This is a genomic window from Herbaspirillum sp. RV1423, from assembly GCF_000577615.1.
In the GTDB taxonomy this organism is placed as follows: domain Bacteria; phylum Pseudomonadota; class Gammaproteobacteria; order Burkholderiales; family Burkholderiaceae_D; genus Herbaspirillum.
The window spans coordinates 403,640-414,023 of record NZ_CBXX010000004.1 but is presented as its reverse complement, the minus strand read 5'-3'; the positions used below and the strand labels follow the sequence as shown (position 1 = coordinate 414,023).

The 10,384-nt window shown below is 62.3% G+C and carries 10 protein-coding genes; 6 read left to right on the top strand and 4 right to left on the bottom strand.

Features of this window, described 5'->3' with window-relative positions; genetic code table 11:
• From RV1423_RS06595 to RV1423_RS06580, 4 genes are all read left to right on the top strand, one after another.
• Nucleotides 1-1,041: TRAP transporter large permease (locus RV1423_RS06595; protein ID WP_034294612.1), on the top strand; the 1,041-nt coding region annotated here is incomplete at its 5' end.
• A 44-nt stretch (nt 1,042-1,085) separates the two neighbouring features.
• Nucleotides 1,086-1,625 carry a VOC family protein gene (locus RV1423_RS06590; protein WP_034294461.1) on the top strand — a complete coding sequence of 180 codons (540 nt, stop codon included), beginning with the start codon at nt 1,086-1,088 and terminating at the stop codon, nt 1,623-1,625.
• An 11-nt stretch (nt 1,626-1,636) separates the two neighbouring features.
• Nucleotides 1,637-2,905: a ribulose-bisphosphate carboxylase large subunit family protein gene (locus RV1423_RS06585; RefSeq protein WP_034294610.1), complete on the top strand. Its 1,269-nt coding sequence runs from the start codon at nt 1,637-1,639 to the stop codon at nt 2,903-2,905.
• The gene (locus RV1423_RS06580) at nt 2,902-4,218 is read left to right on the top strand and encodes a four-carbon acid sugar kinase family protein (RefSeq protein WP_034294459.1); all 1,317 of its coding nucleotides are present in this window, start codon (nt 2,902-2,904) and stop codon (nt 4,216-4,218) included. The genes RV1423_RS06585 and RV1423_RS06580 overlap by 4 nt, the downstream gene beginning before the upstream one ends.
• Before the next feature lie 15 nt (nt 4,219-4,233).
• On the opposite strand, the gene RV1423_RS06575 is transcribed toward RV1423_RS06580, so the two are convergent.
• The gene (locus RV1423_RS06575) at nt 4,234-5,895 is read right to left on the bottom strand and encodes an isovaleryl-CoA dehydrogenase (protein WP_034294457.1); all 1,662 of its coding nucleotides are present in this window, start codon (nt 5,893-5,895) and stop codon (nt 4,234-4,236) included.
• A gap of 179 nt (nt 5,896-6,074) precedes the next feature.
• Between RV1423_RS06575 and cysM the strand changes: the two genes are divergently transcribed.
• Nucleotides 6,075-6,977 (top strand): cysteine synthase CysM, encoded by a 903-nt coding sequence (gene cysM / locus RV1423_RS06570; RefSeq protein WP_034294453.1) that lies wholly within the window; start codon nt 6,075-6,077, stop codon nt 6,975-6,977.
• A 57-nt stretch (nt 6,978-7,034) separates the two neighbouring features.
• Here the strand turns inward: cysM and RV1423_RS06565 are convergent, their stop codons facing one another.
• A complete protein-coding gene (locus RV1423_RS06565; protein ID WP_034294607.1) occupies nt 7,035-7,367 on the bottom strand; it encodes a hypothetical protein in 333 nt (110 codons plus the stop codon).
• 322 nt (nt 7,368-7,689) lie between these two features.
• Nucleotides 7,690-8,271 (bottom strand): DUF1415 domain-containing protein, encoded by a 582-nt coding sequence (locus RV1423_RS06560; RefSeq protein ID WP_034294450.1) that lies wholly within the window; start codon nt 8,269-8,271, stop codon nt 7,690-7,692.
• A gap of 122 nt (nt 8,272-8,393) precedes the next feature.
• On the opposite strand from RV1423_RS06560, the gene RV1423_RS06555 reads away from it, so the two are divergent.
• On the top strand, nt 8,394-8,930 hold the full coding sequence (locus RV1423_RS06555; RefSeq protein WP_034294605.1) for a YaeQ family protein: 537 nt from the start codon (nt 8,394-8,396) through the stop codon (nt 8,928-8,930).
• A gap of 27 nt (nt 8,931-8,957) precedes the next feature.
• On the opposite strand, the gene RV1423_RS06550 is transcribed toward RV1423_RS06555, so the two are convergent.
• Nucleotides 8,958-10,349 carry an MmgE/PrpD family protein gene (locus RV1423_RS06550; RefSeq protein WP_051516529.1) on the bottom strand — a complete coding sequence of 464 codons (1,392 nt, stop codon included), beginning with the start codon at nt 10,347-10,349 and terminating at the stop codon, nt 8,958-8,960.
• Nucleotides 10,350-10,384: the final 35 nt, after the last annotated feature.

Below are 10,384 nucleotides of genomic sequence, written 5' to 3'. Positions count from 1 at the left end.
GACTTCATGGCGGCGCTGCTGGGCCACGTGCGCGGCGGTCTGCAATATGTCTTGCTAGGCGCGATGTTCCTGGTCTCGGGCATCTCCGGTTCCAAGGCCGCCGACATGGCGGCGATTGCCCCGGCGCTGTTCCCCGAGATGAAGAAGCGCGGCTCCAAGCCGGAAGAACTGGTGGCCTTGCTGTCGTCCTCCGGCGCGATGACCGAAACCATTCCGCCGAGCCTGGTGCTGATCACCATCGGCGCCGTGTGCAGCGTCTCGATCACCGCCTTGTTCATCGGCGGCCTGATGCCTGCGGTGATCGCGACGATCGCCATCGGCATCATCTGCTGGTTCCGCGCCCGCCGCGAACCGATGCCGGACGTGAAGCGCGCCCCCCTGTCGACGATCCTGAAGACGCTGATTGCGGCGATTCCGGCGCTGGCGCTGCCGATGCTGATCCGGGTGGCGGTGATCGAAGGCGTCGCCACCGCGACCGAAGTGGCGACCATCGGCGTTGCCTACACCATCGTGGTCGGCCTGATCATGCATGCGTTCATGAAGCACCTCGACTTCAGGCGCATCTACCCGATGCTGGTGGAAGCGGCGACGCTGTCGGGGGCGATCCTGCTGATCATCGGCATGGCCACCTCGATGGCTTGGGCGCTGACGCAGTCGGGCTTCTCGGCCAAGCTGGTGGCGCTGATGCAAGGCGTGCCGGGCGGCGGCATGGGCTTCCTGCTGATCACCATCGTCATCTTCATCGTGCTGGGCAGCATCCTGGAAGGCATACCCGCCATCGTGCTGTTCGGCCCGCTGCTGTTCCCGGTGGCGCGCTCGCTCGGCATCCATGACGTGCATTACGCCATGGTGGTGATCCTGGCGATGGGCATCGGCCTGTTCGCGCCGCCCTTCGGCGTCGGCTTCTATGCCGCCTGCGCGATCGGCAAGGTATCGCCGGACAAGGTCTTCGGCCGCGTCTGGGGCTATCTGGCGGCGCTGTTCATCGCGCTGTTGGTGGTGGCTGCCGTACCGTGGATTTCCATCGGATTTTTGAAATAGCACATCGGTATTACAACGAATTTAACGAAACAAAGAGGTGAGCAATGAGCCGTTTTCTGGGTGAGATCAAACAACTGGGTTACGTCGTCGAAGACATACAAGCTGCGATGACATACTGGAGCGAGGTGCTTGGCGTTGGCCCGTGGTACTACATGGAGCGCGTGCCGCTGAAGAACTATCGCTACAAGGGCGAGCCGCAAGACATCCATTCGTCGGTGGCGCTGGCCAATTCCGGCAACGTACAGGTGGAGTTGATCCAGCAGCGCAACGATGCACCGTCGATGTACCGCGACTTCCTCAAGGCCGGCCGCACCGGCTTGCAGCATCTGGCCTACTGGACCGAAGACTTCGACAACGACCTTGCTCGCCTGCTGGAGAAGGGCTGGAAGATCGGCATGAGCGGCGAAGTCGGCGAGCGCGGGCGTTTTGTGTATTTTGAAACGGAATACCATCCCGGCACTGTGATCGAACTGTCGGAAATCGCCGGCCCCAAGGGCACGGTGTTCCGCATCATCCGCGAATCCTCCGAGGGTTGGGACGGCAGCGATCCGGTGCGTGCCTTCCCTGACCTGAGCAAGATGTGATGGCGGCAACGATGGAGAACAATCGCTTTTATGCCGATTACCTGATCGAAACGCCGCTCGATCCGCTGCAAGTCGCCGAAGTCATGGCGGGCGAACAATCCTGCGGCACCTTCGTGCGCGTGCAGGGCGAGACCGAGCAGTTGCGTGAACGCGTGCGCGCCGTCGTGGTGTCGGTGGCGGATGTCGGCAGCGTGGCGACGCCGAGTCTGCCCAACGCCTGGCAGCAACGCCAGAACATGCGGGGTCCGTGGCGTCGCGCCAAGGTCCGGATTTCCTTTCCGATCGATAACGTCGGTGCCAACCTGCCGACGCTGGCGGCCTCCGTCGCCGGCAACCTGTTCGATCTCGGTGAAGTGACCGGTTTGCGTTTGCTGTCGCTGGCGCTGCCGGAACACTACCGCCGCCAGTTCGACATGCCGCGCCACGGCATCGCCGGCACGCGCAAGCTGACGGGAGTGCCGCGGGAGCCGTTGCTGGGCACCATCATCAAGCCCAACGTCGGCCTCAGCGCAGTGGAGACGGGCGAGCTCGTGACGCAATTGTGCGAAGCCGGCGTCGACTTCATCAAGGATGACGAAGTTTGCGCCAATCCGGTCCATGCGCCGCTGGAGCAACGCGTGCGCGAAGTCATGCGGCGCGTGCGCGCCTATCAGGACAAGTCCGGCCGCCGCGTCATGGTGGCCTTCAATATCACCGACGAACTCGACGCCATGCGCCGTCACGCCGACCTGGTCGAACGAGAAGGCGGCAACTGCATCATGGTGGGTCTCAACTGGTGCGGCTTTTCGGCGCTGCAAAGCCTGCGTCGCAGCAGCGGGCTGGCGATCCACGGCCATCGCAACGGCTTCGGCATGATGTCGCGCCAGCCGCTGCTGGGGATGTCGTTCTCTGCCTATCAGAGCCTGTGGCGGCTGAGCGGCGTGGACCATCTGCACGTGCACGGCCTCGACGGCAAGTTCTCTGAATTCAATGACGAAGTGGTGCAGTCGGCGCGCGATTGCCTGACGCCGATGACTCCCGGCGACGAAGTGATGCCGGTGTTTTCGTCGGGCCAGTGGGCTGGTACGGTGCCGGCCACGTTCGCGGCGGTCAACAGCACCGACGTGATCTTCCTCTCGGGCGGCGGCATCCTCGCGCACCCTGACGGCGCTTCGGCCGGCGTCGCCAGCCTGCGCCAGGCGTGGGAAGCGGCGCGCGACGGCGTGGGCCTGCAGGAGCGCGCGCGCAAGGCGCCCGAGCTGCAGCGCGCACTCGAGTTCTTCGGGCCGCGTCTGAAATGACAAAAGAGCATCGTCCGCGCATCTGCTTTTACGGCGACGATTTCACCGGCGCTACCGACACGTTGGCGACGGCGACCGAAGCCGGGTTGCGCAGCCTGCTGTTCCTGTGCGTGCCGGATCGTCGCCAGCTTGAGGCGGCGGGCGAGCTCGATTGCCTCGGCATCGCCGGCGCCGCGCGCTCGATGGCGCCGGACGAGATGCGCGAGGAACTTGAGCCGGTCGCGCGTTTTTTCGCCGGCTTGCAAGCACCGGTGACGCATTACAAGATCTGTTCGACTTTCGACAGCGCGCCGCATGTCGGCAACATCGGCGCCGCCTTGTCGGTATGGCGGCGTCATGTCGACAACGACTTCGTACCCATCGTCGGCGGCCAGCCCAACCTGCAACGCTATTGTCTGTTCAGCAACCTGCATGCCGCGGTCAATGGCGGCGGTGAAGTGTTCCGCATCGACCGCCACCAGACCATGCGCAACCATCCGGTGACGCCGATGCATGAAGCGGACATGCGCGTGCATCTGGCGGAGCAGGGCATGACAGTGGCGGCAATCCATGCGCCGGCATACGAGGGCGGCGTCGAGCAACTGGATGCGGAAGTGGACCGCCTTGCACATGGGGACCACGACGCGGTGCTGTTCGATGTCGGCGATGCGGCGCATCTGCCGCTGATCGGCAGGCAAATCTGGCAACGCGCGCAACGGCAGCGTTTGCTGGCGATCGGCGCCAGCAGCGTGGTGCAGGCGCTGTGCGGGCATTGGCGCGGGCAGGGCGAACTGCCGCAGCGTTCGGTGGACGCCGCGCGTGTTGCCGCGGCCGACGGTGCGGTCTTTGTACTGGCCGGAAGCCTGTCGCCGGTCACCGCGCGCCAGGTCGCGGCGGCGCGTTCGTACGAGCGCATCGCGCTCGATGCGCGACGATTGATTGACGACGACCAGGCTTATCTCGGCGTGATGCTGTCGCGCATTGCACAGCGTCTCAACGACGGCCGCCATGTGCTGGCATGCACGGCCGACGGCGCTCATCTTGACGGCGAGCGCGTGGCGTTGCGGCTGGCGCAGGCGAGCGGGGATTTCCTGCATCGCCTGTTGCCGCTGACCACGGTGCGTCGCATCGGCGTGGCCGGCGGCGACACCTCTAGCCATGCCTTGAAAGCGCTCGACATATGGGGCCTGTCTTATCTTGGCAAACTGTCGCCGGGTGTGGCGCTGTGCCGCGCACATGCCGATGGCGCGCGCGAGAACGGTATCGAACTGATGCTCAAGGGCGGCCAGATGGGCGGCGAGGATTTATTCGACAGGCTGGTGAACGGGGCCTGACTGTTGTCTCGGTCGCTATAGCGGCCAGGCGCGGTCGAGGATGCTTTGCTGCAGGGGCGCTGCATCCATGCTTTCAGTTGGCAGCGTGCCGTACACGCGACCGTTGGCGGCGTCGCTACGGCTGAGTACGAAGGCTTCGGCCATGGCGAGCGGCGTATGCTGCAACATCAGCGCACCCTGCACGGTCAGCACCAGTTGCTGCACCAGGCGGCGCGCCTGCATTTCGCGCTGTTCCGGCGGCGACGTCAGCATCTGTTTGAGCGCGTGCAGCGGCGCCTGCAAGGCGTCGTGGCTGTCGGCGACCTGCTGCAATTCGTCAAGCAGCAACAGGCAGCCGTCCGGCTCGCGCTCCATGGCGCGCAACACGTCGAGGCACATGACGTTGCCCGAACCTTCCCAGATCGAATTGACCGGCGCTTCGCGGTACATGCGCGCCATCGGCGCGGTCTCGACATAACCGTTGCCGCCCCAGATTTCCATGCACTCGCCCGTGAATTCCAGCGCGCGCTTGCAGATCCAGAACTTGGCGGCGGGCGTGACGATGCGCCGCCAGGCGCGTTGCAGCGGATCGTTGGGCGCTTCGAAGGCGCGCGCCAGGCGCAACATCAGCAGGGTTGCCGCTTCGCTTTCCAGCGCCAGGTCGGCCAGCACGTTGCGCATCAGCGGCTGTTCGGCCAGATGCTTGCCGAAGGCGCTGCGGTGGCGCGCATGGTGGATGGCCTGGATCAATGCATAGCGCATCAGGCCGGCACTGCCGATGACGCAATCGAGGCGCGTGTGATTGGCCATTTCGATGATGGTCGGGATGCCGCGGCCTTCTTCGCCGACCATGACGCCGTAGGCGTCATCGAACTCCACCTCGCTGCTGGAGTTGGAGCGATTGCCGAGTTTGTCCTTGAGGCGTTGCACCAGCACGCCGTTCTTCTGGCCGTCGGGACGCCAGCGCGGTACGAAAAAGCAGGACAAGCCGTTGTCGGCGCGCGCCAGCACCATGTGGGCATCGCACATCGGCGCCGAGAAAAACCATTTGTGTCCGGTCAGCGTATAAGCGGCGCCGCGTCCGCTGCCGTTGAGCGGGCGCGCGGCGGTGGTGTTGCTGCGCACGTCGGAGCCGCCCTGTTTTTCGGTCATGCCCATGCCGATCAGCATCGAGCGCTTTTGCTCCAGCGGCAGGTCGCGCGGATCGTGTTCGCGCGCAAACAATTTGTCGCGCACCAGGCCGAACAGCGCATCTTCGTTGCGCAGCACCGGAATGGCCGCGAACGTCATGGTGGTCGGACACAACGAACCGGCTTCGACCTGGGCATGCAGGAAATAGCCGGCGGCGCGCGCCACATGGGCGCCGGGCGTGCCTTCGAAAGCCGGCAGCCACGGCAACGCATGCAGCGATTCGCGCCGCAGCAGCGCCAGCAGGGAATGCCAGGCGGGATGGAATTCGATGCTGTCGATGCGGTTGCCGAACCGGTCGTGGGTTTGCAGCTCGGGCGCATGGCGATTGGCCAGTTCGGCCAGTTGCAGCACCTCGCCGCTACCCAGTTCCGCACCGTAGTTGGACAGCACGGCGGCATGCCAGCCCGCCTGTTCGCGCTGCACGCCTTGGTTCAGGGCAATATCGGCATCGTAAAGATTGACATCTTTCAGCTCGGGGACCTGATTGGCGACTTCGTGCGTTTTCATTGCGGCTCCTGTGGGGTGGACGGGTAGACAACGGCGCGGACAGTGTAAGACATTCGCGGTGCAAGAATGTGTTATGAGGCCAATTTGCTATAACTATATAAGTATCTTGTCGCTAAGGCGGCAGAGCACATGACAAAGACTCATATTAAAATGAGACTCTTGAAAGGATTACTCCCACCATGCCTTATCTGACTATCGAAGATACCATCGGCAACACGCCGTTGATCCAATTGCAACGCATCGGCGGGGAAGACCTCGCACGACGCAATAACGTCATTCTCGGCAAGATGGAGGGCAACAATCCCGCCGGATCGGTCAAGGACCGCGCGGCGCTGTCGATGATCCGCCGCGCCGAAGAACGCGGCCAGATCAAGCCGGGCGATACGCTGATCGAGGCCACCAGCGGCAATACCGGCATCGCGCTGGCCATGGTGGCGGCCATGCGCGGCTACAAGATGGTCTTGCTGATGCCCGAAAACCTCAGCGAGGAACGCCGCCAGAGCATGGCCGCCTATGGCGCCAAGATCGTCCTGACGCCCAAGAGCGGCGGCATGGAATACGCGCGCGACCTCGCCGAACAGATGCAGAAGGAAGGCCAGGGCCTGATCCTCGACCAGTTCGCCAATCCCGACAATCCGCTGGCGCACTACGAAACCACCGGCCCCGAACTGTGGCGCGACACCGAAGGCCGCATTACCCATTTCGTCAGTGCCATGGGCACCACGGGCACCATCATGGGCGTGTCGCGCTATCTCAAGGAACAGAATCCGGAAATCCAGATCATCGGCGCCCAGCCGGAAGAAGGTTCGTCGATTCCAGGCATCCGCAAATGGCCGGAAGCCTACCTGCCCAAGATTTACGAAAAGCCGCGCGTCGACCAGATCGAGTACGTCAGCCAGGCCGCCGCCGAAAACATGGCGCGCAAGCTGGCGATGGTGGAAGGATTGTTTTGCGGCATTTCCGCTGCAGGCGCTTGCGAAGTGGCGTTGCGCGTGGCGCAACAGGTGGAAAATGCGACCATCGTTTTCGTGGTCTGCGATCGCGGCGATCGTTATCTGTCTACCGGCGTGTTCCCTGCCTGATCGTCCGGAAGCGGTTTCTTTCTCTGCAAACAAAAACGGAGCCGAAGCTCCGTTTTTTTATTCTGTGCCCGACGACGGCGCCGAGCCTGGTTTCGGTTTGAACTGCTTGTCGCTGATGCGGAATTTTTCGCGGCGATCACCCATCAGTTCGCGCAGTTCGCGGATCGACAGTTCGCTGACTTCGTGCATGCGAATCAACAGCGAAGCGCCCACCGGCAGACGGCGGTGACGGATCTTGCTGATCACCGGCGGTGCCACTTCCAATGCACGCGACAACGCGGCGTCGTTTTTCAGATGCAGCTTCTCGATCAGCGCATCCAGCAGGTGATTGGGATCGTAGTTGATTTGATCCGAAATAGAAGTATCGTTGGTGCCATTAGGTGTAGTCATGATCGGACGTTCCATTATGCAGATGTTTATAAAGGCCTTGTTTGTGCAAGTGCATTAGTTCTTGGTAAAACTGCAAAACGTGGTTAACTGATTTCTATTAGAGGAGCCATTCTTTCCCACTGCAACATGCACAACCCGAACCAAGGCCATGGGAGATCAGTCGGTCTGACTTGCCAGCCTTCACTATTCGTTTCCGTATTTCAAACTTCCGTACTGTCAAAAAGACAATATTGACGTGCAGTACATCTGTTGAGAAAAGTCTAATACAAAATAGTTGCGAGAAATCACCTCAAATTTGTAACAGATATTAACAGGATTTTTTCTATAAATGGTGTTGTTTCTTTGATACGACAAAAGACAGCGCATTCCAGCCGTTCAAACCGAGAGCCCGCATGGTAGTGATATTGCGCTCGAAAATGGCGCTTGCCTCGGGGTAGGCCTGGACCGCGCGGTCGATGCTGCTTTCGCGCAACAGATGCAAAACAGGAAACGGAGAGCGATTGGTGTAGTTGTCAATATCGTCCGTGCCGGCGTCGGCAAACTGATAATCAGGATGAAAACTGGCGATCTGGATTTCTCCATCCAGCCCGGCGTCTTGCAGTATCCGGTCGGCAATGTCGAGAAAATTGTTGTAATCGAGAAAATCCCGCAGCACACGCGGATGGATCAGCAGGGTGGTGTCGAGCTGCTGCGGATCGGCGGCGTGCAACCGATGCAATTCGTCGAGCAGGTCTTGCGCGAGGTCGGCTTCGTTGTCGGCATGGCTGACGGCATAGCGGATCTGGTCTTTGACGTAGACGGATTTGGCGAATGGGCAAAGGTTCAGGCCGATGACGGCTTCGCTGACCCAGGCCCGGGTGAGGTCGATGACGATATCGTCGGTGGGGAAAGTAGGCGTGTCCATCGGCGGATTGTCTCATGGCTTTTTGCGCGTCGTGAGCAGCGGAAGCGCCATGGGAGGCGAAATCGGCTATGCTTCACATCCTTCGCAAGCAACCGTACCGACACAAGTACAAAAAGACCTTTATGGCGCTCAAAGCAACCATCTTCAAAGCCGACCTGCAGATTTCCGACATGGATCGGCACTATTACCAGAATCACGTCCTGACCATCGCCCGCCATCCGTCGGAAACCGACGAGCGCATGATGATCCGCGTGCTGGCCTTCGCCCTCAATGCCAGCGAAGCGCTGACCTTCGGCAAAGGCTTGTCCGACGTCGAAGAGCCCGACATCCTGCAAAAAGACCTGACCGGCGCCATCGACCTCTGGATCGAAGTCGGCCAGCCCGACGACAAGCGCATCCTCAAGGCCTGCGGCCGCGCCGAACGCGTGATCGTCTACAGCTACAGCAGCGTCAGCAACATCTGGTGGAACCAGATCGGCAGCCGCGTCGAACGCGCCAGGAACCTGACGGTCGTCAACATCCCGGCGGAAACCAGCCAGGCGCTGGAAAAACTGGCCCAGCGCTCGATGCAACTGCAATGCACGATTCAGGACGGCCAGATATGGCTGGGCAGCAATGAACACATGGTGCAGGTCGATCCGCAGGTGATCAAGTCGTAAGCGCCGCTCATACCGTTTGCATCGGCCCTAGGCTTTTGCAGTCTCGATAATGCTGCCGCCCGCAAACAGCGCGCGCACGGATGCCAGCGCATCGAGCGACTTGAGGCGCGGCAGAAGCAACGCAGCGGTTTCCGCATCGGCGCCGATGCCGACGCATTTGACGAACTTGTGTTCCAGTTCTTCCTGTTCCATCGGGCATTGCGCCGCGCCGCGCGCATAAGCCTGGAATCCTTCGCACCAGTCGCGGCCCCTGGCCTTGATCGACACGCTCGCTCCTTCCGGCGCGGCCTCGCATGCTCCTTCCCGATTCCAGCGCGGACCGACGGTCATTTTCACCCGCCGCATCAGATCGACCAGTTGCGGCTGGTGCAGGATGGCGCTGTCCAGATGTTCCAATCCGACCGAGCCATAGAGCAAGGCCACCGCTACCGCGAACTGCAAACTGAACTGCGCTTCCTGCCTGGTCGAGGGGCGGTCGTAGATGAGGTTGGCCTGCACCACGGGCGGCACGTCGCAGATGATTTCCTCGATCTCCGCCACATCGATGCGGTGCTGCGCCACCAGCGCCATCGCCGCGTCGACCGCGGCGTGGGAAGACAGGCAGACCGGAATGCGTTTGATATCGACGCCGGGCGATTCCATGAACCAGCGCGCACCGAGCCGGTCGAGCGCGGCGACATCGAATTCGCCCTGATTGAACAAGCCGTTGAATCCGTTCCAATGTTCGAAGGCATTGCGCGGGCCGCTGGCGCCTTGCGCCGCCAGCAAGGCGGCGATCACGCCGGCTTCGGCCGTGCGGCCGGCCATCAGCGCTTTGCCGTCGGTGCCGAAACAGGCCTTCATGCCGCCGGCGCCGGCCACCGCCAACCCCAGCGCCGATACGGTCTGCGCACGATCGAGTTTGAGCAGCCATGCCGTCGCGGCGCAGGCGCCGATCGGTCCCAGCACGCCGGTAGTCCACCAGCCCAGATCGTAAAGGATGCTGTTGGTCGCCGCGCCGATCGCGTATTCGCATTCGGAGCCGGCAATGAACGCAGTCAGCAAGTCGCTGCCCGAAGCATCGGTTTGTTGCGCGACCGCCAATGCCGCGGGCGCAATGACGGCGGAGCCGTGCACGAAGCCGGCATAGCAGTTGTCGTCGAAGTCCAGCGCATGCGCCGCAACGCCGTTGACGAAGGCGGCGGCGGGTGCGGAAAACAGCCGGGTGCTGCCGAAAGCGGCGGCATGGCCTTGCGAGCCGGCATCCGTGGCGACGGCGCGGGCGGTGCGGGCCACTTCGGTGGCCGAGCCGGCAATGGCTACGCCGATGGTGTCGAGCAGGCAGTTGGCGGCGATAGTGCGGACGGAGGCGGGGATGTGGTCATGCTTCAGGGTGGAGACCCAGTCGGCCAGGCGATCGATGGCGGTAGGGATGGTCATGTTGCGGAGCGGTTTCATTGATCAGATGCGATGCA

Excerpts from the sequence above, each read along its gene's own strand:
- RV1423_RS06590 (WP_034294461.1), top strand. The coding sequence starts at position 1,086 with ATGAGCCGTTTTCTGGGTGAGATCAAACAACTGGGTTACGTCGTCGAA.
- RV1423_RS06585 (WP_034294610.1), top strand. The coding sequence starts at position 1,637 with ATGGAGAACAATCGCTTTTATGCCGATTACCTGATCGAAACGCCGCTC.
- RV1423_RS06580 (WP_034294459.1), top strand. The coding sequence starts at position 2,902 with ATGACAAAAGAGCATCGTCCGCGCATCTGCTTTTACGGCGACGATTTC.
- RV1423_RS06575 (WP_034294457.1), bottom strand. The coding sequence starts at position 5,895 with ATGAAAACGCACGAAGTCGCCAATCAGGTCCCCGAGCTGAAAGATGTC.
- cysM (WP_034294453.1), top strand. The coding sequence starts at position 6,075 with ATGCCTTATCTGACTATCGAAGATACCATCGGCAACACGCCGTTGATC.
- RV1423_RS06565 (WP_034294607.1), bottom strand. The coding sequence starts at position 7,367 with ATGACTACACCTAATGGCACCAACGATACTTCTATTTCGGATCAAATC.
- RV1423_RS06560 (WP_034294450.1), bottom strand. The coding sequence starts at position 8,271 with ATGGACACGCCTACTTTCCCCACCGACGATATCGTCATCGACCTCACC.
- RV1423_RS06555 (WP_034294605.1), top strand. The coding sequence starts at position 8,394 with ATGGCGCTCAAAGCAACCATCTTCAAAGCCGACCTGCAGATTTCCGAC.
- RV1423_RS06550 (WP_051516529.1), bottom strand. The coding sequence starts at position 10,349 with ATGACCATCCCTACCGCCATCGATCGCCTGGCCGACTGGGTCTCCACC.